Source organism: Streptomyces sp. M41 (assembly GCF_043673425.1).
Lineage (GTDB): Bacteria > Actinomycetota > Actinomycetes > Streptomycetales > Streptomycetaceae > Streptomyces.
In genome coordinates this window covers 113515-137336 of the sequence record NZ_JBIMKE010000001.1, presented here as the reverse complement: position 1 = coordinate 137336, position 23822 = coordinate 113515, and the positions used below count along the sequence as shown (strand labels likewise).

Here is a 23822-nt window from a genome sequence, read left to right as displayed (position 1 = left end):
CCTCGTGTGGACGGGCGCCAGGGGGATCCGTCGGTACGGGACCGGTCAGTGGCCGGCGACGACACCGGACAGTTCGTTGGTGCCCTTCGGCAGGGTCACGGAGTTGAGCTTCTTGCCCGACTCCAGGTCGAAGGAGTGCAGTTGGCGCTTGCCCGGCTCGGAGACGTAGGCCGTGTCGTCGCGGACGAAGAGGGTCGGCCTGGCCTGCTGCCAGTCCAGCGGTTCCGTCCAGTCGTCGACCGCGTCGATCTTCTTCTCGACCTTGCCGGTCTCCGGGTCGATGACGTGGAGGGTGCCGTTGGTGCCGAGCACGAGCGCCTCGCCCTGGGGGCCGCGGGCGAGCGAGCGGAAGGAGTAGCTGGTGCCGAGGTCGACCAGACGCAGCTGCGCCGTACGGGTGTCGATCAGCGAGATGCGGGTGGGCCGCTCCAGCTCCGCCTCCGCGTCGGTCTTGTAGTCACCCAGGAGGACCGGCGAGAGGTCGCTGCCTCGCTGGTTGCCGATACGGCCGTAGTCGTCGGGGGCGTCGACCTTGGTGAACTCTCCGTCCTTGTAGATCAGGACACCGTCCTCACAGCCGACGGCGATCGCCTCCCCCTCCGCGGCGGCTTCCCCGTGCACGCCGGGGCAGTTCTCGGCGCGCTTGATCTCCTTGTTGTTCTTGTCCAGGACCAGAGCGCCGATGCGCTTCTCCTCGGTTCCCAGGGTGCTGAGCAGTTCGCCGTTGGTCAGCTCGATGGCGACGCCGTGGTGGGGTTCGGCGGAGGTGTAGCTGCGGGACTGCGGCTTCTTGCCGTCGGCGAGGCCGGCGGGGTCGAAGACGTTCACCTCTCCCGTGCCGTCGGTGAACAGGACCGTCTTGCCGCCGTGCTGGACGACATGGCCGGGCTTGGCGCCCTTGAACTCGGCGTCCGTGAAGGTCTGCCGGGCGGCGTCGAACACACGGAAGCCGCTGTCGGTGGAGATGACGACATGGTCCTCGTCGCCCGCGGGGTTGACGCGGTTGAAGCCCGGCAGTTCGACCGTCTTGGCGAGCTTCAGGGTCTCGCCGTCGAGGACGTACAGTCCCCCGTCGTACGACGCGACCAGCGGGTTCTTCACCGCCACGGCCTCGCTGCCCTTGGCCTGCTTCGGCTTGGCGTCGGAGGAGGCGTCGTCGTTCCCGCCGCAGGCCGTCAGCGCCATGGCCGCCGCCAGGGCGAGGGCCGTGCCCGTGAGCGCTCTGGTGCTTGTCGACTTGTCCATCTGCGTGTTTCCTCTCCGGCCCTCGTGGGGCGGTTTTCCGGGTGGGGGTGGGGCGGTTCGGCGTCGAGTACGCCGGACCGCGGGGAAGTTCGTTCAGTCGCCGGTGAGGCCCTCGGTCATGGCCGAGGTGTTGGCGCGCATCATTTCCAGGTAGGTGCCGGCGCCCTTGCCCTTCTCGGTCAGCGACTCGGAGTACAGCGGGACGACGTCCACGTCGCCGCCCATCTCCTGGCGCAGGACCTCGGCCAGCCGGGTGGGCCGGGAGGAGTCGGCGAAGACGGTGCGTACGCCGGCCTCCTTCATGGCCTGTGTGAGGGAGCGCAGGTCGGAGGAGCTGGGTGAGGCGAGGGTCGTGCCGCTGGGGATGACGGCGCCGATCACCCGGAAGCCGAAGCGGTCGGCCAGGTATCCGAAGACGTGGTGGTTGGTCACCAGGGCACGGCGGTCCTCGGGTATCGCGGCGAAGGACTTCTCCATCCAGGTGGTGAGGTCCGTGAGTTTGCCGTCGTAGCGTTCGGCGTTGTCACGGACGGCCTTCTCGCGCACGCCGTCGACGTGTTCGACCACCTGGTCCGCGATCAGTCCGGCGGCTTTGCGTACCCGGTCGGGGTCGGTCCAGAAGTGCGGGTCGGGTTCTCCCGCCTCCTCGTCGGGGCCGCCCTCGTCACCGGTGTGGAAGGTGAGCGGGTCGACCGCCTCGCCGGCCGCGAAGGTGGCCACGCCCGACTCGCGGGCGGCCTCCACGTGCCGCAGAACGTTCTCTTCCAGACCCAGCCCGTTGTAGACGACCAGGTCGGCGTTCTCCAACTCGCCCGCCTGCACGGCCGACAGACCGAAGGAGTGCGGGTCCGCGTTGGGCTTCATCAGGACGCTGACGTCCGCCTCGCCCCCGACGATCTCGCGGGTGATGTCACCGAGGATGTTGGTCGTCACCACGACCTTGGGCCGGTCGTCACCGCCCGCGCAGCCGGTCGCCGTGCCGGCGAGGACGAAGAAGCTGATCAGGGTCAGGACCAGGGCGCGGACCCGCGCCGCCTGTACGCGCACGCTCATCGTCCCGTCTCCGCCATCAGGTACGGCCGGATGTCCAGGTCGAAGGTACGGGCCACGCGGAGGCTGTCGTTGTAGTCGATCTCGTGCACGCGCTTGCCTTCCGGGTCGTTGAGGTAGGCCCGGCTCCGGTCGATCTCGATCACCGGTGCCGTGCCCGCTTCGGTCGCGGTCTCGGGGACGTCCTGAAGCAGCCGGCCGGTGACCGCGGACTCCTTGCCGTCGGCGATGTCGTAGCCGTGCAGGGCTCCGTCGGTCTCCAGGACGACCAGCGGGGCGCCCTCGCCTGCGGTGTTGGCGGCGACGACCGTGCCGGTCCTCACCCGCGTCCAGGCACGCTCGGTCACGTCCAGGACCCAGACGGCGTTCTTGCCGGAGGGTGCGGTGAGCGTGGTGCTGCCCGCGCGGTGACGGAATTCCCTGGCCCGCTCTTGCTTCGGTACGTCCTCGCCGTACGGGATCCTCTCGGCGGTGAAGGCGCCGTCGTCCTCACGCACGAGCAGGGCGCCGTCGGCACAGCCGAGGACGAGGCCGCGGCGGGTGACGGCGTCGCCTCGCGGCTCCTCGCAAACGGCCTCCGGTGAGGCGACCCGCTTGCCCGAGCGGTTCAGCACGACGACCCTCGCGGGGTCCTCCCCGCCCTGTGTGAGTGCGATCAGGTGCTCCTCGTAGGGCACGACGGCCCCGGTGTAGGAGCCGGGAAGCCCGACCGGGGTGCCGATCGCGCCCTTCTCCAGACCGGCGCGGGGATACGCCTTCGCGCGGCCGTCCACCGCGGTCACGACGGTCACGCCGGCGTCGCTGCGAACCAGGGCGTCGGTACCGCCCGGCAGGTCGCCGACGTCCCGGATCGCCGCCCGGTAGTAGTGCACGTGGTCGCCGTGGTCGACCATCCATGCGCCGCTGTCGAGGACGTGGGTGCCGTTCGTGCCGTGGAAGTAGCCGAAGCGGCCGTCCGTGGTGAGTTCGGTGACGCCTGTTCTCCGGGCGGTCTCGTGGACCTTGCCGCTGATCAGGTCCAGGACCCTCGTGTCGCCGGTACCGGGATCGCCGAGCACCAGCCGGGACTGCTGCTCCGCGGCCTCGGTGGCTCCTTCGACATAGCCGTGGGGTGTCGCGGAGGAAGGGGAGCCGGGCTTGGAGGACTCGGTGTCGCCGCCGCTCGCGCAGCCCGCGGTCAGCAGGGCGAGAGCCAGGAGCGCCGACACCGGGGATATGACGTCTCTTCGGACGAACAAGGGAGATCGCCTCAGTCAGGTTTCGTTCGGTCGGGTCGTGGGGGTGGTCGGGATGCCCGTGGGAGTGGGCGTGTTCGCAGTCACGACGGAGGTGGGGGTCGTCGCAGTCACCACGGAGGTGGGAGCGTTCGCAGGCACCGCGGGAGTGGGGGCGGGGAGTTCCGCGAGGCGGGCGCGGCGTCGGTGGCGCACTCCGGACACCCGATGGGACAGGAAGAACAGGCTGACCGCCAGGGCGGAGACGGTCGCTCCGGCCGCGGTGCTCAGATGCCACGAGAGCAGCAGGCCGCCGAACGTGGCGGTCGCGCCGATGGCCGCCGCGAGGAGCATGACGCCGCTCACGCTGCGCGCCCAGGGCAGGGCAGCCGCCGGTGGGGCGATGAGCAGGCCCAGGACCAGCAGCGTTCCCACGATGTGGAAGGAGGCCACGATGGCCAGGGCCAGCAGTCCGAGCAGCACGGCGTGGGCCAGGCGGGGGCGCAGGCCGAGCGTTCGGGCCTTGCGGGCGTCGAACGCCAGGGCCAGGAAGGCACGGTGACCGACCACCGCGACGGTCAGCGCCAGCAGCAACGCCGCCCCCAGAAGCGCCAGGTCGCTCTCGCGTACGGCGAGGACGTCGCCGAAGAGGAACCCGGTCAGGTCGACCGCGAACGACTGCGACCTCGACACGATGATGACGCCCAGGGACAGCATGCCGACGAAGAGCAGTCCGATACCGGTGTCCTGGGACAGTCTCGGCGCACGGCCGAGGGCGGTGACGCCGGCGGTCATGACGGCCGCGCTCACCAGCGCTCCCACCATGAGGTTGCCCCCGAGCAGCGCGGCGACCGCGACTCCCGGCAGCAGTCCGTGGGACATGGCGTCACCGAGGAAGGCCATCCCTCTGAGCACCACCCATGTGCCGGCCAGGGCACATATGGCCGACACCAGAATCCCGGCCCACAAGGCCCGCTGCACGAAGGTCACCTCGAAAGGCGCCGTCAACCACTCCATACGATGACACTACAATGACAACCATGTTCAATAACAATCACCGTGAAGCCCCGGCCCCGGAGAAAGGGAGCCCGCGCATACGGGTCACCGACCTGGACGCCGGCTACCCGGGCAGACCCGTACTACGCCAACTCACCGCGGAGATACCGGCCTTGGCCATGACGGTGCTCGTCGGGCCGAACGGGAGCGGGAAGTCCACCCTGCTCGGTGTCCTCGCCGGCGTGATCGAGACCACAGCCGGACAGCTCCGGTATTCCGGAGGCCGTCCGCCGGCGTTCGTGCCGCAGCGCGGTGCCGTCGGCGACGCGCTGCCGCTCACGGTGCGGCAGACGGTGGAGATGGGGCGCTGGGGAGAGCGCGGCCTGTGGCGGCGGCTGACCGTACAGGACAGGACGGTGGTCGACTCGGCCATGGACCGGCTGGGCGTCGCCGACCTCTCCGGCCGTCAGCTCGGGGAGTTGTCGGGCGGTCAGCGCCAGCGCGTGCTGATCTCGCAGGGCCTCGCCCAGCGGTCCGACCTCCTGCTGCTGGACGAGCCGACCACCGGACTCGACCCGGAGGCCCGCGAGCGGATCGCGGCGCTGTTGACGGAACTGGTCGCCGACGGCACCACCGTCGTCCAGGCCACGCACGACCTGGAAGCCGCCCGCGCGGCGGACGCCTGTCTGCTGCTCAGCGACGGACGGCTGGTCGCACGGGGCACACCCGAGGAAGTGCTCACCGCCGAGGCCCTCGCCCGGATCTGGCAGCCGGCGTGAGGCGGGACGGCCCACTCGGCGTCGCCGTTCGGCGCTCCCTGCCTCGCGCGGCATGAGCCCTATCCATCGGGGTCCCGCCGCACCGTCTGCCGACTTCGACAGGTGCTTCCCCCATGGGCGATCGCCACGAAGCGGTCCACGCCACCCCACACACCACCGGGCAGCCTCAACCGTGCGCCTCGCCGCTCCAGTACCCCGTGGGGCAGCGTCGGCCTCGCCATACCGTCGGGCGCGAGGCATAGGGACCGGGGAGTGGGTACTCGACGGAGTCCACGAGCGTCGACTGAAGATCGCCGGTACGCATCCGCTGCGCCTGGCCCTGCCCGATCTCCATCAGCTTCAGCGTGATGCGTTCACGCACCGTCTCCTTGACCCGCGCGGACACGCGCGACGCCCACGTGTCCTTCACGACGATCAGGCCGATCCGCGCCAGCTGCAGCACACCGATCGTGGCCAGCGGCGCGAGCGGGCCGCCGATCCCGGTTGATATCAGGCGACAGGAAGGCGGGCTGTGACGCCGACTGCACCGGCACCCGGTCGCCAGCCCGCGCGGCCCGGAGCCGGGAACCAGGCGGGCTCGGCGTACGACTTCTGTTTCGAGAGTGTGCCCGCGGTCCACGGCGGCGGCCACGAGGATCGCCGCGCCCTCGCGGCTCGAACGGTGGAGGAACATGTCGCGGACGACCGACCCCGAGCTGACCATCGGCGTGTTGTTGTTCGAGGATGCGGAGGAACTGGACGTGGTGGGCCCCTGGGAGGTCCTGGGGTTCTGGGCCGCGCACGTGGCCGGCCGTTCCGTGCGGGTGGTGACCGTCGCAGCCGGGGATGCGGAGGTGGTCCGGTGCGCCAAGGGACTCAGGCTCCTCGTCGACCACTCGACGGCCTCGATGCCACCGCTCGACGTACTGGTGCATCCGGGCGGTGACGGAACCCGCGGGCTGATCCGCGACGAGGAGCACCTGGCGTGGCTTCACGCGCTGCACGGTGAGGGCACCCTGCTGGCCAGTGTGTGCACCGGCTCCCTGGTGCTGGCCGCAGCCGGGCTGCTGACGGGACGGCCGGCGACGACCCACCGCGAACACCTCGGCAAGCTCGCGAAGCTGGACCCTGGTATCGACGTACGCGAGGAGCGCTACGTCGACGACGGGGAGGTCATCACGAGCGCCGGCGTGTCGGCCGGTATCGACATGGCTCTGCATCTGGTCGCCCGCCTCGACGGTGCCGAGGCGGGCGAGTTGACGCGCTCGGGCATCCAGTACGAGGCTCCGGCCACCGCCACGCCGGGAGCCTGATACCGCCTCAGCGCTCGACGGTGGCGGCGGGCGCCTGGCGCTCCGCTGCCCGCGGACTGTCCTCATACGGCACTTCGGGTGCCTCGTCGGGTGCTTCGTCGTCGGCGAGGGGCCGGGCGTCGTAGGTGATACGGACGACCCCGTCGGCATGCCGGTCCGTGCGGGCGCGGACTCCGAAGACCTTGCGCAGCAGTTCGGGCGTGAGGACGTCCAGGACCGGTCCGGCAGCCACCACCGTGCCCTCGTGGAGGACCACCAGCTGGTCGCAGAGGCGGGCCGCGAGGTCGAGGTCGTGCAGGACGGCGAGGGTGGTGATGCCTGTGGCCCGGATCAGGTCGAGGAGTTCGAAGCGCGCCCTGATGTCGAGGTGGTTGGTGAGTTCGTCCAGGACCAGCAGGTGCGGTTGCTGGGCGAGGGCCCGGGCCAGCAGGACGCGCTGGCGTTCGCCTCCGGAGAGGGTGGTCTGGTCCCGGTCGGCGAACGGCCGTACCCCGCACCGGTCGATCGCCTCATCGACCGCACGGCGGTCCTCCTCCCCGTCCCGCCCGAGCAGCCCGTGGTGCGGAGTGCGGCCCAGGGCGACGATCTCGGCGACCGTGAGTCCGCTGGTGTTGCCGCCGGTGTCCTGGAGCACGGCGGCGGTGCGGCGGGCCGCGGCGCGGGTCGACAGGGACCACACGTCGTCCCCGCCGACCCGGACGACTCCGCCGGCGGGGCGCAGCGAGCGGTAGACGGCACGCAACAGGGTGGATTTGCCGCTGCCGTTGGGGCCGACGAGGCCGACGATGTCTCCTGGGCGGACCTCCAGGTTCACGTCCCGCAGGATGGGGGTGCGGTCCAGGGCGAGGTGGAGCTGGTCCACGGTGAGTTTCATACGGTGCGCCTCATACGTTGTCCAGGCCCTTGTTGCGGCGCAGCAGCCACAGGAAGAAGGGGGCGCCCAGCAGGGCGGTGAGGATGCCCAGGGGCAGTTCGTTGGGGCGGTTGACGGTGCGGGAGAGGAGGTCCACGAGGACGAGGTAGATCGCGCCGAGCAGCGCGGTCAGCGGCAGGAGTCTGCGGTGGTCGGCGCCCAGGGTGAGGCGGACGAGGTGCGGGATCATCAGGCCGACGAAGCCGATGCTGCCCGCGACCGCGATGACCGTGCCGGTGAGCAGGGCGCTGATCACCAGCAGCAGGGCGCGCAGCCGGTTGACGTCCACGCCGAGTGCGGTCGCCGACTCGTCCCCGGCCAGCAGGGCGTTGAGGCGCTTGCCGAACAGGGCGAGCAGCGCGGTGCAGACGAGTACGACTACGGTCACGGCGGGCAGTTGGCTCCACTGGGCGCCGGCCACGCTGCCCAGCATCCAGAACATGACCGTCCGCAACTCTGTCGGTGTGGCCTGGAGTTGGATGAAACTGGTCGCCGACAGCAGGACGTATCCGACGGCGACACCGGCCAGCACCAGCCGGGTCGGTGCGAGTCGGCCCGCCCGTCGGCCGAGGGCGAAGACCAGCACACCGGCCGCCAGCGCACCTACGAAGGCGGCACCGGAGACGCCGATCCCGCCGAGGGCTGCGCCGCCCAGGGTGATGACGAGGACGGCGCCGAGGGAGGCGCCGTAGGAGAAGCCCAGGACGATGGGGTCGGCAAGCGGGTTGGAGACCAGGGTCTGGAGCACCGCGCCGGTCACGGCGAGTCCGGCGCCGACGAGTGCGGCCAGGACGACGCGTGGGGTGCGGAACTTCCAGACGATCTGGTCCGTCGCCGGATCGCTCGTGGCGCCCTGCCCGGTGACGTGGTGCACGACGACGCCCCAGACGTCACCGACGGGGATGTTGACCGCGCCGATGCTGATCGCCACGATCATGGTGGCGATCAGCACGGCCAGCAGGACGAGGGAACCTCCCCATACGCCGAGACGGCTCAGAAGGCGTCGGGGTGCAGCATCTTTGCGATCTTCTCCACGGCCAGGTCGTTGCTGGGGCCGAGGTACATCGAGTCCGACAGCGTCACGTACTTGTTGTTCTTGGCCGCGGGCCACTGCGGGAACTCCTTGAGAAGCTTCTTGGCGTACGCACCCGGGTTCGGGTCGTTGTATCCGATGACGACGAGGGCGTCGACGTCGGTGGCGGCCACCTTCTCCTTGCTGAGGTCGGCGAAGGACGTCTTGGAGGCGTTCTCGAAGGCGTTGGAGCCGCCGGCCTTGGCGAGGATGTCGTTGTAGATGCCCTTGGCGACGACCGAGCTGAAGTCGTTGCCGCCCATGGCCATGTTGGAGAAGAGCACCATGACCTTGGGCTTCTTCTCGCTCTTGACCTGGTCCGAGACCGCGGTGATGTTCTTCTCGGAGTCGGCGATCAGCTTCTCGGCCTTGTCACTGACGTTGAAGACCTTGCCCATGTCGCGCATCAGCTGGTAGCTGTCGGCGATGGTCATCTTGGAGGTGTCCTGGTCACAGCCCTGCGGGGAGACATAGGAGTTGGCGCCCGCCTCCTTGAGCTGGTCGCGGGTCGCGAAGCCGTTCTTCTCGTCGTAGCCGTACGCGGTGGTGGACAGCACCAGGTCCGGGCGCAGGCCGAGCATCGCCTCTCGCGGGATGTCGAAGGCGTCGTTCTGCTTGACGTCGCCGGTGGGCAGCTTCTTGATGGCGTCGGCGCGGCCCGGTACCTCGGACATGCCGTACGTCTGCTGGTTGGCGACGATCTTGTCCTGGAGGCCCAGGGACAGCAGAGTGGAGACCTCGGCGACCGAGGCGCCGTTCATGACGACGACCCGGCTCGGAGCCTTGGTGAACTCCTCGGTCACTCCACAGTTGTCGAGGGTGACGGGATAGCCGGACTTGGCGCCGGCAGCCTTGTCGGTGCTCTTCGAGTCCTTGGAGTTCTCCGAGGACTCGGCGCATGCCGTTGTGAGCAGACAGAGGGACGCGACCAGGGCGACGGCGACCGGCCGTTGCTTCGACATGCGGGCTCCTTGGGTGCGGAGTCGTGTGTGACTCAGGTTCTGTCGTAGTAGTCGGATGATGTTGGGGGCTGGTTCCCGGCGGTGCCCGACTAATCTGCGGATCGGCCGACTTGGGATCGTGTCGCCGCCCGGGATCGGTTGTCGGGCGCGGGCAGGGCGCCCGACGCGACGCAGTGGTCCAGGTAGCGGAAGAACACCATGCGGTCGACCGGCGTGGAGTCGACGCCCGCGCCCCGCAGGCCGGTCCGCACGTTGTCGGCGAGGATCCGTCCCAGGCCGAGGCCGGTCGAGGCGTCGGGGGTCGGTGTCCAGGAGTCGAAGAAGGCCAGCATGGCGGCGGCGTCCGGCGCGGAACGCGGCAGTCGGGCCCGCCACTCGGCGAGCGGCAGGACCTGGCACGGGTAGCCGTACTCCGCCAGCCAGGCGTAGACGTCGGTCAACCGGACGGGAGCGTCGGCGGCGTGATTGAACACCCGTGCCGTCGATACCGGTTGAGTGAGGGCGAGATGGACGACGGCCGCCGTCACCTCGTCGACCGGGTTCCAGGTCTCCGCCTCGAACAGTTCGGGGACGATCCCCTCCGGTACGCCCGCTCTGAGCACGCTCCACAGGAAGTCCCGCTCGTTGACGTGCCCTGTGGCGGCAGGTCCCACGACCCGGCCGAGCCGGTGCACAGTCACCGGGAAGCCCCGTTCGACGGCCTGTTCCAGGAGCCGTTCGGAGGCCCACTTGGACTGCTGGTAGCCGTAGCGCAGTCCGGGGTGTGCGGGCAGGAAGTCCTCCGGTACCTCGGGGGCGAGGGAGCGGGGCGGGGCCACGGAGAGGGTGGAGACGAAGTGGAGGGGGATCGCGCGCTCGGCGGCCATCCGCAGCAGCTGCCGGGTCGACTCGGTGTTGGCGCCGCGCAGGGTGGCGTACTCGCGCATGATGCTGACCGTCGCCCCGTTGTGGAAGATCGCGTCGCAGGTGGCGGCCAGCTCGTCGAGCCGCGCCTCGGTGAGGCCGAGTCGGGGCTGCGCGAGGTCGGCGGGTACGGCGGTGATCCGGCCGAGCGCCGAGCCGGACGGGAGGACCGCGTGCGTCCGCAGGGCGGTGTGGACGCGGGCGGTCGCCTCGGCCTCGTCCTGCGCGCGGATGGCGCAGACGATCTCGGCGCCGGTCCGTTTCAGCAGTTGGGCCAGCAGGTGGGCGCCGACGAAGCCGGTGGCACCGGTCAGCAGGACGCGGTTCGGTTCCTGGGGCGGGCGCGGGCCGTTGCCCGGTCGCAGGTCCGGGGCGAGTGCGGCGTCGGCGAGCAGGGTGGGCGGCAACTGAGGTGCGGGCTCCTCTGGCTGGGCGTCGGGCCGTGCTTCCTGCCGGCCCAGGTGCCGGGCCAGTTCCGCCGGCGTGGCGTACTGGAAGAGCCAGGCGACCTTGAGGTCCCGGCCGAGTTCGACGCCGAGGCGGTTGGCGGCCTGGATGGCCTGGAGGGACTGTGCGCCGAGGTCGAACACGTCGTCGTGCGGGCCGACCTGGGCTCCTCCCAGCACCTGTGACCAGACGCCGGTGACCGTACGCAGGAGGGTCCCGTCAAAGCCGTGGTCCTCGGTGGCGGGTGCCGTGGCGAGGGCGGCCAGGCGCGCCCGGTCCGTCTTTCCGGAGGACGTACGGGGCAGCCCGTCGAGGAACTCGATGACGGACGGGATCATCGCGGCCGGGAGTCGTGCCCGGAGATGGTCCCGGATGCCCGCGGCCGTCGGGATCCTGGTGCCCGCGACGAGGTGGGCCGCGAGCCGGCGCGTGCCGTCGGGGAGCACCACGCCCACGACGGCCGCGTCCCGCACGTCCGGGTGGGCCAGCAGCGCGTTCTCCACCTCGGCGGGCTGCACCCGGTGGCCGCTGATCTTGAACTCGTCGTCGGCCCGGCCCCGGAAGCGCAGTTGGCCGTCGCCGCCGACCTCGACCAGGTCGCCGGTGCGGTAGGCGCGGGGGGCGCCGGACAGGCCGGGCAGCCCGGACAGGGGTGCGAACCTGGCGGCGTCGTGCTCGGACGCGTCCCGGTAGCCGTCGGCCAGGTTGTCGCCCAGCAGATACAGCTCGCCGTCGACCACGGCGGCCCGGGTACCCGGCAGCGGCAGACCGATCGGGACGTCGCCGGCTGCGAGGGCGGAGTCGTGGAGGTCGGCGACGGTGGCCACGACCGTCGCCTCGGTCGGCCCGTAGGTGTTGAAGAGGCGGACGGACGTGCCGACGGCCTTGCGCCACCGTTCGACCCGGTCCGCGAGGGCCGCCTCGCCGCCGATGACGACCGTACGGACGGACTCGGGCACGGCGGCCGAGCCGGTGGCGACCGCGTAGGCGATCTCGTGCCAGTAGGCCGTGGGCAGGTCGAGGAAGCTGACCCGCAGTCGCTGGCATTCGCCGAGGAAACCCGCCACCGAGTCGGTCATGCCGTCGGAGCGGATCACCAGGGTGGCGCCCGTGCACAGCGTCAGGAAGATCTCCTCCACGCTGGCGTCGAAGTGCAGCGGCGCGAACTGCAGGACCCGGTCCTCGGGGCGCATCCCGTAGCGGTGGCCGGCGCCGGCGACGAAGCGGGCCAGCGCGCGGTGGCCGGTCGCCACGCCCTTGGGCCGCCCGGTGGAGCCGGAGGTGTGGATGACGTAGGCGAGGTCGTCCAGGTGCGGGGCCGTCGGCGGGGCGGACCTGGGCTCGGAGTTCCCCGGGTCCGGGGTGTCGAGCCGGAGGACGGGGTGGGGGGTGTGGCGGGCGGTGTCCGTCTCTCCCGTGGTGAGGACGAGGGCAGGGCGGGCGGAGGCAAGCAGTCCGGTGGTGCGGCTCACGGGCGCGGCGGGGTCGAGCGGGCAGTACGCCGCCCCGGACAGCAGGACACCCAGCAGAGCGGTGACCGCGTCGATGCCGCGGGGCAGGGCGACGGCGACCAGATCGCCCCGGCCGATGCCCCGCTCCGAGAGGCGCCGGGCGATCTCGCACGCCGAGCCGAACAGCCCTGCGTAGGTGAGGTGTTGGCCGTCGTGCTCCACGGCGATGGTCCGCCCGCGCCGGGCCGCGTGGTCGGCGATCAGCGCGAGCACCGGGCGCTCGGGGCGCGGCAGCGGTCCGCCGTCGAGGAGGACGGGGGCGGTGGTGTGCGCGGAGTCCGGGGCCAGGACGCCGAGCGGCTCGTCGGGGGCGGCGACGGCCGCGTCGAGCAAGGCAAACAGGCGCCGCTGGTGCGCGGTCACGTCCTCGGCGTCGTACAGTCCCGGGTTGCCGTCGACGGCGAACCTGAGGCCGCCGCCCTCGGAGCGGTCGTAGACGTTGAAGGCGAGGTCGTCGACCGGCCCGGCGGAGACGTTGTGGACCGTGCTGCGATGACCGGCGAAGCGCAGGTCGTACTCGAACGGCATGATGTTCACGCCGGGGCCGGACAACCGTCGCTGTCCGCCCACCAGTTTGAGGTCGCGGCGCAACTGCTCGTAGCGGTAGCGCTGGTGGGGCAGGCCGGAGCGCAGCTCCGCCGAGACACGGGCCACCAGGTCGCGCAGGGTGTCGGTGGCCGAGACCTTCACCCGCAGCGGCAGGATGTTGCGGACCATGCAGGGCACGCGCAGCGAGACGGAGCCGAGGCGGCCCATGGCGGGGACGCTGAGGACGATCTCGGGGGCGCCGGTCATGCGGTGCAGGTGGGCGGCCGTCACGGCGAGGACCACCTCGGACCAGGTCACCTTCAGGTCCCGGGCTCCGGTCCGCAGGGCCTTCGCGCGCTCGGGGTCCAGGTCGGCCACGTGCCGGTGGAAGGTGCGGGCGGGCAGGGCGGTACGGCCGGCCGGGCTCGCCACGTCGGGGCGGTCCGCGTAGCGCTCGGTCCAGTGGGCGCGGTCGCGGGCGCGGCGTTCGGAGGCACGGTAGGCGGTCTCCTCCTCGCGCACCGCGGCCAGGGTGCCGAAGCCGCTGTCCCCGATGGGCTCACCGGCCAGGAGCGACGTGTAGACGTCGGCGACCCGCCTGGCCACCAAGGACAGACCGAAGCCGTCCAGGGCGATGTGGTGCACGCGGTGGTACCAGAGAAAGCGGTCGTCGGCGAGGCGCAGCAGGGCGTGCCCGAAGACGGGGCCGCGGGCGAGGTCGACCGGGCGGTCCATGTCCTCGGCGATCCAGGCCAGGGCCGCGGCGAGCGGGTCGGACTCGGCGGTCAGGTCGGCCCGGTGCAGCCGCCAGCCGTCGGCCGGGGCGGGGACCTCGTGCGCACGGCCTTCGTCGTCCACGACGAAGGCCACGTTCAGCGCCTCCGTCTCGGCGACGACCTGATGCAGCGCGGTGTCGAAGACGTCCCCGTCCACCGGGCCGTCGATGAGGACGTACTCGGCGGTGTTGTAGGCAGGGCTGTCCGGGTCCAGGCGCTGGCCGGTCCAGATGCCCTCCTGGGCGGCCAGCAACGGGTTTCCCGAGACAGTGGAGCCAGTGGTGGCGCGGTCAGTCGTCTGCACGGACCGCTCCTGTCCGCTCGGAGAGCAGCTGCCACCAGTCGGCGAACGTCGCGCGTTCGGCGAGTTCCACGAAGGTGACCTCGACGCCCGCCTCCCGCCACTGCTCGATCAGCGTCACGATGCGCAGCGAGTCGAGACCGGCGTCGAACGGGCCGCCGTCCAGGTCGACTTCGTCGGGCTGCTGGTAGAGGTGTTCCGCGAGGTCGGCACGGAACGTCTCCAGGGTGAGGGGAGAAGCCATGGTGTGGGTCTCTTTCGAATAGCTCGGCCGAATGGCTGGTGGGAGGCGATCAGTTGACCTTGCGCTCGGCGTCGCCCCAGAAGCGGTCGCGCAGTTCGCGGCGCAGGATCTTGCCGCTGGGGTTGCGCGGCACGTGCTCGATGAACTCGTAGCGGGCGGGGAGCTTGAAGGCTGCGAGCCGGGGGACGAGGAAGGTGTGCAGGTCCCGGGGGCTGGGCCGGTCCCCCTCGGCGGGGACGACGAAGGCGTGCACGTACTCGCCCCACCGTTCGTCCGGAGCGCCGACGATGACGGCCTCGGCGACACCGGGGTGGTGTTCCAGGGCGTTCTCGATCTCCGCGGGGTAGACGTTCTCGCCGGCGACGAGGATGGCGTCCTTGATGCGGTCCCGGATGAAGAGGTAGCCGTCGGTGTCGACGTATCCGGCGTCGCCGGTGTGGACCCAGCCGTCGACGAGCGTCTCGGCGGTCTTGTCGGGCAGGTGCCAGTACTCGACCATGTGCGCGGGCGTGGCCAAACACACTTCGCCCACGGCACCGGCGGGCAGCTCCCGGCCCTCGTCGTCGATGACCTTCACGCGTACGCCGGGATACGGCCGGCCGGCCGCCTGCATCAGTGGGGTACCGCGCAGGTGGGCGGCGGGAGGCAGGCAGATGGCGGTGTTGCCGGTCTCGGTCAGGCCGTAGATCTGGGCGAACTCGCAGTCCAGGACGGCGAGGCTCTCGGTCAGCAGTGCCTCGGAGATCGGGGAGCCGCCGTAGACGGTCTTGCGCAGAGTGGTGAAGTCCTTGGCGTCGACGCCGGGCTCGCCGAGCATCATGCGGAGCATGGCCGGGACGACGCAGGCGGTGGTGATGCCGAGGTCGCGGATCAGGTCGACGGCCTGACGGGCGGCGAAGGCACGCATCGCGACCGCGGTCGTACCCGCGTTGAAGTTCTGGGTGGCCCACCACAGGCCACCGATGTGGAAGCCGGGTATGCCGATCAGGGCGATGTCTCCCGGCCGCCAGTCGATCCAGTCCACGCCCGCCTCGGCCATGGAGTCCGCGATGGCGAAGAAGCTGCGGTGGGCGAGGACGACGCCCTTGGGCAGTCCGGTGGTGCCGCTGGTGTAGAGCTGGGCGATCGGTGTGTCCCGCGTGGCCTCGAAGGTGCCGACGTCGGTGACAGCATGCGTCGCCCGCCACGCAGGGAAGCCGTCCTCGCTGTCGAGGGCGACGACGATCTCCGGCGGCTCGGTCGGCATGGCGTCGACGATGCGCCGGAACTCCTCCCCCAGGAACAGCATCCGGGTGCCGGAGTCCTGGAGGATGTGGCTCACCTCGGGCGCCGTCAACCGCCAGTTCACCGGGACGAGAACAGTGCCGGTCTTGGCGCAGGCGAACAGGATCTCGTAGTAGTGCTCGGACTCCTTGCCGAGGTAGGCGATCCGGTCACCGGGCTCCAGACCGGCGGCCCGCAGGGCGTGCGCGATGCGGTTGCTCTCCTGGTGCAGCGCGCCGTAGGTGAGGGTGCGGCCCTCGCAGAGTACGGCCGGGATGTCCGGCTGCCGCTCGGCGTGCAGGCGGGCGGTTTCGACCAGGGTGCGGGGGCGGGTCGGGAGCGGCGGGGTGGGTACGGATTCGGTTTCGGCCAGTGCCGGGGACACGTCCATGCAGGGGCTCCGTCCTGTTCGTCCGTGAGGTGTTCGTCCGTGGAGTGCTCGTCCGTGGGATGGGCTGTGCTCTGGGTGGGTGCGGCGGCGGGTTCAGCCGATGTTGACGAAGGCGAGCGTCGCCTCGCCGTCGCAGCGGCCGCCGGCGGCGTCCCAGTACCGGTGCACGGTCTGGGCGTGCAGGAAGGGGTCGGCGCCGCCCGGCGCGCGCCGGGTGACCGACCGGAACTCCATCTCCCCCGCGAAGGAACGGGGGTTGACCGGCCGGCGGAACTGGGAGGCGAAGCGGGCGATGAGGATGTCCGGCAGCTGGTGCCGCCAGAAGTCGTCGAGGGTCCAGTCCTCGAAGCCCGTCAGCAGCTTCTCCTGTACGGACTTGGCGACCAGGTAGTACATCATCTGGTTGTAGGCGATGTTCACCTCGACCGAGTTCAGGTGGCCGGTGTCGTCGATGTAGCAGGACTCCGGGATGGCGAACTCGCAGCGGGCGGAGGAGAGTCCGTCGCTCGCGGTCACGACGGCCGACAGCAGGTATTTGCAGTGCGCCTTGTACGGCACGAGGACCCGCGCGAGCAGTTCCTCGTCCGTTTCGTGAGCGGCCCGCGGTTCGGCCGCCGGGTCGGCGGTGGCGGTCATGCGGTGGCGATCCCGTCGTGCAGCTTGCGCTCGTCGTGCGCGGTGACGCGGTACGACACCGTGGGCTCCGGTGTCGTGGTGTGCCGGGCGCGGTGGATCAGGCTGCGGTTGTCCCACACCAGCAGGTCGCCCTTCTCGAAGCTCTGCAGGTGGATGTTCGGGTGCTCGAAGCTGTCGTCGTACTGGCCGGTCGCCTCGAACAGCCGCTTCAGAAGCTCTTCGTCGATCGCCTTGGCCTCGGCGTCCTCGATGCCGACGGTGAAGCCCTCACTGATGTAGAGGACGGTCTCGCCGGTCATCGGATGGGTGAAGGTGGTCGGCTGGCGCACAGCGGGGGTCTTCCGCTCGACCTCCTCGATGATCTCCGATATAGGGCGGTAGACGTCGTGCGGGCGGATCTTGAAGTACTTGCGCACCGAGTGCGTGCAGTACGTGTTCTCGATCTCCTTCTTCAGCTCCTCGGGCAGCCGCTTGTAGGCGGGGCCCATGTCGATGAAGTAGGTCCCGCGGTTCTTCTCCGGGATCACCTGCGGGTAGATGAGGGTGATACCGAAGGGGTCGGGCATGAACTGGTAGTCGGCGTGCCAGAACTTGCCGGTCTTGGGTACGCCGATCTGCTTGCCGTTCTCGGGCACGTTGGAGGAGACGAAGACCTCCGGGACCTCCGGGTGCTGGTACATCGGCTCGTAGTAGGTCTCCGGGCGGCCGAGGCGCTTGCCGAGTTCCAGGAAGGCCTGCGGGGTGAGGTCCTGGTTCTTCAGGACGGCGATCTTCTTGGTGTAGACGGCCTGCTTGAGGGCCTCGACGTCGGCGTCGGAGGCGGTGGTGTGGTCGAAGTCCTCGACGATGGCGCCCAGGGTCGCGCCGGGCTGGTCGGTGATACGCATGGTGGGAAGTCCTTCCTGGTGAGGTGCTCGGACGGTGTTGTACAACCGGCCACTGGAGTACGGCCGTTGCGCTTGGCGCTTCAGGCAACCTGCCGGGCCTCGATCAGCTCTACGGTCGCTGCGAGCGTCAGGTCGGGCTGGAGCTCGCTGTCCGGGACGATCACGCCGAGATCGCGTTCGATGCGGATGCTGATCTCGACCATCGTCAGTGAGTCGACGTCGAGTTCACCGAAGGTCGCGTCCGGCCTGATCTGGTCGGCGGGGGTGTCGTGCAGCCGGCCGAGGATGTCGACGAGCCGTTCGTAGGTGGTGCTCATGGGGGTGCTTTCCTCTCCTGTCGTGGGGGTGCTGTGCGCTCCCTGTCATGGAGTCCTGTGCTCTCCCTGGTGGTGCGGTGGGGCCGGCGTCGGCAGCGTGGGCCAGGTCAGTAGGCAGGAGCCCCAGGTGAGGCCGCCTCCGAACGCTGTGAGCAGCAGCCGGTCGCCGGGGGTGAGCGTCCGCCGGGCGGCCGCGTCGGCGAGCGCGAGCGGGATGGACGCGGCGCCGGTGTTGCCCACGGACTCCACGTGCGTGACGCAGCGCTCCCGGGGCAGTTCGAGGTCGTCGGCGACCGAGCACAGGATGCGTAGGTTGGCCTGGTGGGGTACGAAGTGGTCGACGTCGTCGGTCTTCCAGCCGGCCTTGCTGAGCACGGTGCGCGCCGACTCGGTCATCCGGGTCACGGCGTGCCGGTAGACCTCCTTGCCGCGCATCGCGAAGTGCCGGTCGGTGCGGCTGGTTCCGTCGAGTGTCACCGGCTGCCGGGAACCGCCCGCCGCCACCATGATCATGTCTTCGTGGGCGCCGTCGCTGCCGAGGTCGAAGGGGCCGACCGCGCCGGGCTCGTCCGCGTTTCCGGCGCGCAGTACGACCGCCCCGGCTCCGTCGCCGAAGATGATGGCGTTGGCACGGTCCAGCGGGTCGACGATGGTCGAGTAGGCGTCGGCGCCGATGAGCAGTACGCGTCGGGCGACCCCGGCCGTGATGAGTCCGGCGGCGGTGGCGAGGCCATAGACGAAGCCCGTGCAGACGGCGGCCACGTCGAACGCGGCCGCTCCGGTCAGGCCGAGCCGGGCCGCGACGAGCGGCGCGGTGCCCGGGCAGGTGCGGTCGGGTGTGGTCGTGGCGACAACCACGGCGTCCACGCCCTCCCCGGCCACGATGCCGGCACAGGCGAGCGCGCGGCGGCCCGCCTCGACGGCGAGGTCGGATGTGGCCTGGCCGGGTTCGAGCACATGACGGGCGCGGATGCCGGTGCGAGTGCGGATCCAGGTGTCGTCGGTGTCGAGCCGTATCGCGAGCTCGTCGTTGGTCACCACGCGGGGCGGCACCCAGGCACCGACTCCGCACAGGACGGCGGCGGGCGGCACGGCGGGCACGGCTGGGCCGACGGCGGCGTAGGACATGGGCGTACTCCAGGCGTGAACGGGATCCGGCACTCGGGTGTGCCGGGAAGCGGCTCTTGGATGGGGCTCTTGGGAAGCGCGGCTGGTGGGCGGTGGCTGTCTGTCCGGCGGGACTTGGGTGCTCGGCGGCCGGGTGGGCCGTCAGGTTCGTGATGGCCCGGTGGGCGGACGGGCACAGGGCGGCCCGGTAGGGCTTCCTGTTCCCAGGTGCGTCGTCCGGCGCTGTGTCATCCGGCGGCACTCCGGCGCATGGCGGCACGGTGGGCGCGAGAGCGACGGTCCGGGGAGGGGTTCCGGGGCGTACTCGTCCGGCGCGTCGTCATCTGGCGGGACTCCTGCGCACGGCCAGAGTGGCGAGCGCGCCGCAGGCCAGTGCGGCGGACATGACCAGGACCGCCGTGCGGATGCCGTCGAGGAGCGCGTCGGCGTCGGACTGCTGGCCTATCCCGCCGGCCACGGCGACCAGTACGGCCAGTCCCACCGCCCCGCCGACCTGAAGGGTCGTGGACGCCACCCCGGAGGCCACACCCTGGTCACCCGCCGCCACTCCCGAGGAGGCGGCGATCCACATGCCGGTCCAGGCGGCTCCCTGCCCGATGCCGATCAGCACGATGCCCGGCAACAGTGCCGGATAGCCTCGGTCGGCACCGAGCGCGAGCACAAGCGCCACCGCTCCTACGGCTCCGAGTCCCAGGCCCCCCGCCAGCATGCGGCGCACGCCGAGGACGGACACGGACCGCTCCCCCGCCTGCGTGCCGAGCGCAACCACCACGGCGGGGACGAGGAAGGCGAACCCGGTCGCGAGCGCACTGTAGCCGTGCACCCGCTGGAAGTAGAGGGTGAGGAAGTACGGCAGCGAGCTGAACGCCGCGCTGTACAGGGCCGTCACGCCCATCGCCGCGAGCAGACCTCCGTGCCTCAGCAGCCGCTCGGGCACCAGCGGATCGCGCGACCGCCTCTCCACCACGGCGAACAGGACCAGCAGGACGACTGACGCACCCGCGCTCGCGAGGGCACCCGAGCTGAGCCAGCCCACGGCGGGGGCGTGCACCAACAGGAAGACCAGCAGCGTCAGTCCGCCCGTAGCGGTCAGCGCACCCGCGACGTCGAAGCGCCGTGAGCGGTCGCGGTCGCCGTCGGCGGGGAACAGCCGGTACCCGGCCAGGGCGATGGCGCCGGCCACCGGGACGTTGACGAAGAACACCGACGTCCAGCCGAACGCGTCCACCAGCACTCCACCGAGCAGCGAGCCGAAGCACAGTCCCCCAGCCCCGGCCGCACCCCACAGCGCCAACGCCCGGTTCCTGACCGGGCCTTCCTCGTACAGGGTGTTGATCAGAGCCAGCGTGGCGGGGAACAGCAGGGACCCGCCGACGCCCTGCACGGCCCGGACGGCGATGAGCACCGAGGGCTCCTGGGCGAACCCGCCCACGAGAGACGAACCGGCGTACAGCAGCGCGGCGGTGACGAACATACGGCGTCGGCCCAGCAGGTCGGCGGCCCGCCCGCCCAGCAGCAGGAAGCCGCCGGTGCTCACGACGTACGCGCTGACAACCCACTGCAGATCGTGGTCGGAGAAGCCCAGTTGCTCGCCTATGTCGGGCAGCGCCACATAAACGATGTTGTAGTCGAGGGCGATGACCAGCTGCGCAAGCGCCAGCACGAGCAGCGGTATCCCGAGCCGTTGACGATGCGATACCCGGGCCGGTTCGGTCACGGACAACTGCATCCACCCCTCTGCCTCGGGAAACGGAACGGATAATTCAAATTCGGTCGACTCGATATAGACGAACACTGCGCCGACCACACGCGCCAAGTGCGGGAAATACTCACCCACATACGCGATGGACAGATCAGGCGTTCGATCTTTTTCAGTCACCATAGCACCGTCAACGCGCCTTGGGAACGGCTGAATTGAGCGGTCAGTCATCCGGAAGGGAAATAGAAGAAGGCAGCACTGAGGCCCGACAGTCGCCGACTGCCGGGTCAGTTGAAATAGGGACGGACGGAATTACTCGTGCTTTGTTTTCTGCGTCACGCCTCCCCCATGAGACGGCGGACCTCTGTGATCAACGCAACCAGGGCGCGCCTTTCGGGCTGAGTGGTTTCAGGATGCCACAGGTCCACGAGCAGACAAGTGCGCGGGCGGACTCCGTCGTTGCGCGCCTTATGCTCGAACGAGTAGTCGAAGAGCAGGCAGTGACCCTCGTCCCAGCTGCGGGTCTCACCTGCGACCGTGATGCTGCACCCGTCCGGGATGTCGACCGCGAGGTGCAGGTTGATGCTGAAATTCCACAGATCGCAGTGCGGCGCGATGGCTGCGCCGGGCAGCAGGGTGGAGAAGTGGCATTCGAGCAGCGGACAGATTTTTCCCGTCTCGACGGCGAACTCCCTCAGCACCCGGTGGGCGGTGGGCACAGCGGCAGCCGAATCCGGAACCAGACGTCCACCGCGATAGAGATAGAGGGCCTGCCAGTTCTGCTGCCGCGTCAAATAGTGCTCGTAGTCGGAGAAGGCTTCCCGGCGATCGGCCCACGCCACCGCGAGCTCATCCTTGATCGCCGGGTGATTCGCCTCCAGCTCTTTCACGAACGGCGCGATTTCGGAATGGCCGTGGGGATCGTGCCAGGGCACGGGCGAGATTCCCGGAAGGATCCATTTGGCCCCCTTCTGCGAGGGGTGCCGATCACCACCTCCGCCCAGGGCCAGCATCTCCTCCACGCGCGCGATCGAATCCGTCCCGTACTCCGCGCGGATGGCGTCGAACGCGTTGTCCATCTCGGGTGTCATATGAGCCTCCGGGAGAGCGGAGAGAGGAAGCCGGGCCTCCCGTCACGCGACCCGGGCCCCCTCACCGGACGCCGCTTCTCCTGTGTCGTGAACGTCCGCGGTGTCATCGGCGTAAGCCTCCAGCGTCTGGGTCCCGTGTCCCTGTCCGGCTCCGGCTGCGGCTCCGGAGGGGTGATGCACTCACCTGCCGAACTAGTAGTCGGACCGCGAGGGCAGCGAGTTCCCGTCACTTTCAGTCAGTTGGGCCCGCCTGCGCGCCGGATGGGGTCCGGCCGTCAGCGAAGCAACGTCGACCGACCGATCGCACGCGGAGACCAGCAAAGGGTCGTCGGTCGCCACCAACAGCGTGACCGGCAATCCGAGCAGCAGTCCGGCCGTCTCCGCGCGCTCCCGCGCGTCCAGTCCGAGAGTGGGTTCGTCGGCCAGCAGAACCCCCGCACCCGCCAGCACCTGCCCGAGTGCACGGGCAAGGAAGAGCCGCCGTAGCCGCCCTCTCGTCAGCGTGCCGACGGGACACTTCAGGATGGGAACGATGCCCGCTCTCTCGGCGGCCCGGACAGCCAGCGCCGGGCCGAGAGCGCGGGCCAGGAGGGCACCGGCCTCGACCGTGGGGCACGGTACGGCCGTACCTCCCGGCATCCAGGCCACGGCGCGGCTGCGCCAGGCCCGCTCGGCGGCTGTCCGGACACCCCGCCCACCGACCCGGACTTCCCCGCGCGCATCCGGGGCAAGACCCGCCACCGCGCGCAGCAGACCGGTGCGCACACCTGCGGGCAAGCCGGTCAGCGCGACGCGTTCACTCGCGTTCATCCGCAGATCGACACCGTCCACCGCGCCCGGGTGCCAAGTCCGGAGCATCACCCCATGCATCCTCACATCGAGCGCGGCGATGACGTCGTCACGGTCGTCGATGGGCCGCGGGGAAACCGGTTCGAGCACTCGGGTCCGTCTCACACCCAAAGAGTCGTGCGGTGCGGCCGATGAGTTCCCGCGACGGCCACAGTCCGCGACGGCTGCGCACGCGGGCGAAACCCGGCCGTCGCCTCGGCCGCATCCCCGGGCCTCGGTCGGCCCACAGGCCGTTCATGGAGGCACGGGTGGTCAAGGGGCGCCGCAACGGCGGTGAGGGAAAGTTCACGACGGCCTGCGGCACCGCGCACGGCACGGCATCGCCTTACCAATGGTTCGCACGACGGCAGTCACGGCGGGCGCCCGTCCCGGATGGTTCGTACGCTCGGCAGCCGGCACGCGCCCTGGCCACCCCCGCGCAACTATCGCCCCTCAGTACACAGCACAGCGTCCGCCACCGGTGATCCGTGCCGACCGTCGGTCAACACCGGGCACGGCGCCGGTGACGGCGCATGGCACGCGGGCCGGATATCGCCATCTCGACCAGGGCGTACAGCAGCCCGCTCAGCGCCAGCCCGCAGGCCGAGCCGACCAGGGCGCCGTACCTGCCGGCGACGAAGGAGCCCAACCAGCCGTAGCCGCCCGCGAGTACGAGGAGGGTGGCGGCGGTCAGGGGCCACGACCCGCCGGTGCGGACACGGTCGGTCATGACTTTCCAGACGCCGCCGGCTCGTCGTGTCTCCGCTGTCTCCCAGGGCCAGGGCGAGTGAGTCGCGCTTTCGGCCCCGGGTGTGACGACTCCGGATGTTCCGGCCATGTGACGCCCCCCTCTCCCGCTTGGTTCGTGGCAGCCCGACCGCCGACCCCGCGGCGGGCTCCGGAGGGGTCCCTCCGCCGGAAACGGGCACGGAAACCGCCGGTTGGACGGCCGTCAAGGACCGGGCGGGAAGGGGCGCGCTGTGACGGCGTGAGCGCTCAGGCCATCGCCACTCCGTCGAGCTTCCCGGACTTCGCGTCTTCGATCAGGTTCGTGAACTGGTCGGCGCTCATCTGCACCCGCTGCCCGAAGTCGTCCGTGAGGACGACACGGCGGTCGGCCGGGGCAGCCGGGTCGACGAACAACTCAGGGCATCCGCAGTTGCAGTTGCCGCAGAACGTCGCCACCGGTTCGAGGCCGGTCAGCCCATCGATGTCACTCATTGGTTCCCACCCTTTCGCTCTCGGGGCGCCCACCACGGCGACCGCCCGGAACCGGACCCGAGACACATCCCGAGGCCATCCTGGTGATACCCACTCCGCCCGAACACCAGTCGCAGGACGAGAATGTG

22 protein-coding genes are annotated in these 23822 nt (G+C 70.4%); 2 read left to right on the top strand and 20 right to left on the bottom strand.

The window, feature by feature from the left end:
- Positions 1–45 precede the first annotated feature (45 nt).
- The 4 genes from aztD to aztB form a co-directional block, all read right to left on the bottom strand.
- A complete protein-coding gene (gene aztD / locus ACHBTE_RS00640; RefSeq protein ID WP_394721233.1) occupies positions 46–1245 on the bottom strand; it encodes a zinc metallochaperone AztD in 1200 nt (399 codons plus the stop codon).
- A 93-nt stretch (positions 1246–1338) separates the two neighbouring features.
- Positions 1339–2298: a zinc ABC transporter substrate-binding protein AztC gene (gene aztC, locus ACHBTE_RS00635; RefSeq protein ID WP_394721232.1), complete on the bottom strand. Its 960-nt coding sequence runs from the start codon at positions 2296–2298 to the stop codon at positions 1339–1341.
- Complete coding sequence (locus ACHBTE_RS00630) at positions 2295–3533, bottom strand: hypothetical protein (protein WP_394721231.1); 1239 nt, start codon at positions 3531–3533, stop codon at positions 2295–2297. Before ACHBTE_RS00630 ends, aztC begins: the two co-directional genes overlap by 4 nt.
- 15 nt (positions 3534–3548) lie before the next feature.
- Positions 3549–4526, bottom strand: coding sequence for a zinc ABC transporter permease AztB (gene aztB / locus ACHBTE_RS00625; protein ID WP_394721230.1), 978 nt, complete (start codon positions 4524–4526; stop codon positions 3549–3551).
- 14 nt (positions 4527–4540) lie between these two features.
- Between aztB and aztA the strand changes: the two genes are divergently transcribed.
- Positions 4541–5284, top strand: a complete 744-nt coding sequence (aztA, locus tag ACHBTE_RS00620; RefSeq protein WP_394721229.1) for a zinc ABC transporter ATP-binding protein AztA — start codon at positions 4541–4543, stop codon at positions 5282–5284.
- A gap of 166 nt (positions 5285–5450) precedes the next feature.
- Here the strand turns inward: aztA and ACHBTE_RS00615 are convergent, their stop codons facing one another.
- Positions 5451–5726 carry a hypothetical protein gene (locus tag ACHBTE_RS00615; protein ID WP_394721228.1) on the bottom strand — a complete coding sequence of 92 codons (276 nt, stop codon included), beginning with the start codon at positions 5724–5726 and terminating at the stop codon, positions 5451–5453.
- 229 nt (positions 5727–5955) lie between these two features.
- On the opposite strand from ACHBTE_RS00615, the gene ACHBTE_RS00610 reads away from it, so the two are divergent.
- Positions 5956–6576, top strand: a complete 621-nt coding sequence (locus ACHBTE_RS00610) for a DJ-1/PfpI family protein (protein ID WP_394721227.1) — start codon at positions 5956–5958, stop codon at positions 6574–6576.
- 7 nt (positions 6577–6583) lie between these two features.
- Here the strand turns inward: ACHBTE_RS00610 and ACHBTE_RS00605 are convergent, their stop codons facing one another.
- The 15 genes from ACHBTE_RS00605 to ACHBTE_RS00535 form a co-directional block, all read right to left on the bottom strand.
- A complete protein-coding gene (locus ACHBTE_RS00605) occupies positions 6584–7450 on the bottom strand; it encodes an ABC transporter ATP-binding protein (RefSeq protein ID WP_394721226.1) in 867 nt (288 codons plus the stop codon).
- A 10-nt stretch (positions 7451–7460) separates the two neighbouring features.
- The gene (locus tag ACHBTE_RS00600; RefSeq protein WP_394721577.1) at positions 7461–8426 is read right to left on the bottom strand and encodes a FecCD family ABC transporter permease; all 966 of its coding nucleotides are present in this window, start codon (positions 8424–8426) and stop codon (positions 7461–7463) included.
- A gap of 56 nt (positions 8427–8482) precedes the next feature.
- Entirely contained in the window at positions 8483–9523 is a 1041-nt protein-coding gene (locus ACHBTE_RS00595; protein ID WP_394721225.1) for an ABC transporter substrate-binding protein, read from the bottom strand.
- An 89-nt stretch (positions 9524–9612) separates the two neighbouring features.
- Positions 9613–13992 carry an amino acid adenylation domain-containing protein gene (locus ACHBTE_RS00590; protein WP_394721224.1) on the bottom strand — a complete coding sequence of 1460 codons (4380 nt, stop codon included), beginning with the start codon at positions 13990–13992 and terminating at the stop codon, positions 9613–9615.
- Positions 13979–14233: a phosphopantetheine-binding protein gene (locus tag ACHBTE_RS00585; protein ID WP_394721223.1), complete on the bottom strand. Its 255-nt coding sequence runs from the start codon at positions 14231–14233 to the stop codon at positions 13979–13981. Before ACHBTE_RS00585 ends, ACHBTE_RS00590 begins: the two co-directional genes overlap by 14 nt.
- 49 nt (positions 14234–14282) lie before the next feature.
- On the bottom strand, positions 14283–15887 hold the full coding sequence (locus tag ACHBTE_RS00580; RefSeq protein ID WP_394721222.1) for a long-chain-fatty-acid--CoA ligase: 1605 nt from the start codon (positions 15885–15887) through the stop codon (positions 14283–14285).
- Positions 15888–15980: 93 nt separating this feature from the next.
- Positions 15981–16523, bottom strand: a complete 543-nt coding sequence (locus ACHBTE_RS00575) for an FcoT family thioesterase (protein WP_394721221.1) — start codon at positions 16521–16523, stop codon at positions 15981–15983.
- On the bottom strand, positions 16520–17410 hold the full coding sequence (locus ACHBTE_RS00570; protein ID WP_394721220.1) for a TauD/TfdA dioxygenase family protein: 891 nt from the start codon (positions 17408–17410) through the stop codon (positions 16520–16522). The genes ACHBTE_RS00575 and ACHBTE_RS00570 overlap by 4 nt, the downstream gene beginning before the upstream one ends.
- A gap of 80 nt (positions 17411–17490) precedes the next feature.
- Complete coding sequence (locus ACHBTE_RS00565) at positions 17491–17727, bottom strand: acyl carrier protein (RefSeq protein ID WP_394721219.1); 237 nt, start codon at positions 17725–17727, stop codon at positions 17491–17493.
- Between the two features lie 45 nt (positions 17728–17772).
- Positions 17773–18855, bottom strand: a complete 1083-nt coding sequence (locus ACHBTE_RS00560; RefSeq protein WP_394721218.1) for a beta-ketoacyl-ACP synthase III — start codon at positions 18853–18855, stop codon at positions 17773–17775.
- A gap of 319 nt (positions 18856–19174) precedes the next feature.
- Positions 19175–20584 carry an MFS transporter gene (locus ACHBTE_RS00555; RefSeq protein ID WP_394721217.1) on the bottom strand — a complete coding sequence of 470 codons (1410 nt, stop codon included), beginning with the start codon at positions 20582–20584 and terminating at the stop codon, positions 19175–19177.
- A 305-nt stretch (positions 20585–20889) separates the two neighbouring features.
- Positions 20890–21645 (bottom strand): aspartyl/asparaginyl beta-hydroxylase domain-containing protein, encoded by a 756-nt coding sequence (locus ACHBTE_RS00550; RefSeq protein ID WP_394721216.1) that lies wholly within the window; start codon positions 21643–21645, stop codon positions 20890–20892.
- Between the two features lie 192 nt (positions 21646–21837).
- Complete coding sequence (locus ACHBTE_RS00545; protein ID WP_394721215.1) at positions 21838–22599, bottom strand: ATP-binding cassette domain-containing protein; 762 nt, start codon at positions 22597–22599, stop codon at positions 21838–21840.
- A 376-nt stretch (positions 22600–22975) separates the two neighbouring features.
- A complete protein-coding gene (locus ACHBTE_RS00540; protein WP_394721214.1) occupies positions 22976–23203 on the bottom strand; it encodes a hypothetical protein in 228 nt (75 codons plus the stop codon).
- A gap of 266 nt (positions 23204–23469) precedes the next feature.
- A complete protein-coding gene (locus tag ACHBTE_RS00535) occupies positions 23470–23694 on the bottom strand; it encodes a hypothetical protein (protein ID WP_394721213.1) in 225 nt (74 codons plus the stop codon).
- Positions 23695–23822 lie beyond the last annotated feature (128 nt).

Excerpts from the sequence above, each read along its gene's own strand:
- ACHBTE_RS00580 (WP_394721222.1), bottom strand. The coding sequence starts at position 15,887 with ATGGACGTGTCCCCGGCACTGGCCGAAACCGAATCCGTACCCACCCCG.
- ACHBTE_RS00595 (WP_394721225.1), bottom strand. The coding sequence starts at position 9,523 with ATGTCGAAGCAACGGCCGGTCGCCGTCGCCCTGGTCGCGTCCCTCTGT.
- ACHBTE_RS00565 (WP_394721219.1), bottom strand. The coding sequence starts at position 17,727 with ATGAGCACCACCTACGAACGGCTCGTCGACATCCTCGGCCGGCTGCAC.
- ACHBTE_RS00585 (WP_394721223.1), bottom strand. The coding sequence starts at position 14,233 with ATGGCTTCTCCCCTCACCCTGGAGACGTTCCGTGCCGACCTCGCGGAA.
- ACHBTE_RS00605 (WP_394721226.1), bottom strand. The coding sequence starts at position 7,450 with ATGAAACTCACCGTGGACCAGCTCCACCTCGCCCTGGACCGCACCCCC.
- ACHBTE_RS00540 (WP_394721214.1), bottom strand. The coding sequence starts at position 23,203 with ATGACCGACCGTGTCCGCACCGGCGGGTCGTGGCCCCTGACCGCCGCC.
- ACHBTE_RS00600 (WP_394721577.1), bottom strand. The coding sequence starts at position 8,426 with ATGATCGTGGCGATCAGCATCGGCGCGGTCAACATCCCCGTCGGTGAC.
- ACHBTE_RS00535 (WP_394721213.1), bottom strand. The coding sequence starts at position 23,694 with ATGAGTGACATCGATGGGCTGACCGGCCTCGAACCGGTGGCGACGTTC.
- ACHBTE_RS00560 (WP_394721218.1), bottom strand. The coding sequence starts at position 18,855 with ATGTCCTACGCCGCCGTCGGCCCAGCCGTGCCCGCCGTGCCGCCCGCC.
- ACHBTE_RS00575 (WP_394721221.1), bottom strand. The coding sequence starts at position 16,523 with ATGACCGCCACCGCCGACCCGGCGGCCGAACCGCGGGCCGCTCACGAA.
- ACHBTE_RS00610 (WP_394721227.1), top strand. The coding sequence starts at position 5,956 with ATGTCGCGGACGACCGACCCCGAGCTGACCATCGGCGTGTTGTTGTTC.
- aztD (WP_394721233.1), bottom strand. The coding sequence starts at position 1,245 with ATGGACAAGTCGACAAGCACCAGAGCGCTCACGGGCACGGCCCTCGCC.
- aztA (WP_394721229.1), top strand. The coding sequence starts at position 4,541 with ATGACAACCATGTTCAATAACAATCACCGTGAAGCCCCGGCCCCGGAG.
- ACHBTE_RS00550 (WP_394721216.1), bottom strand. The coding sequence starts at position 21,645 with ATGACACCCGAGATGGACAACGCGTTCGACGCCATCCGCGCGGAGTAC.
- ACHBTE_RS00555 (WP_394721217.1), bottom strand. The coding sequence starts at position 20,584 with ATGCAGTTGTCCGTGACCGAACCGGCCCGGGTATCGCATCGTCAACGG.
- aztC (WP_394721232.1), bottom strand. The coding sequence starts at position 2,298 with ATGAGCGTGCGCGTACAGGCGGCGCGGGTCCGCGCCCTGGTCCTGACC.
- aztB (WP_394721230.1), bottom strand. The coding sequence starts at position 4,526 with ATGGAGTGGTTGACGGCGCCTTTCGAGGTGACCTTCGTGCAGCGGGCC.
- ACHBTE_RS00570 (WP_394721220.1), bottom strand. The coding sequence starts at position 17,410 with ATGCGTATCACCGACCAGCCCGGCGCGACCCTGGGCGCCATCGTCGAG.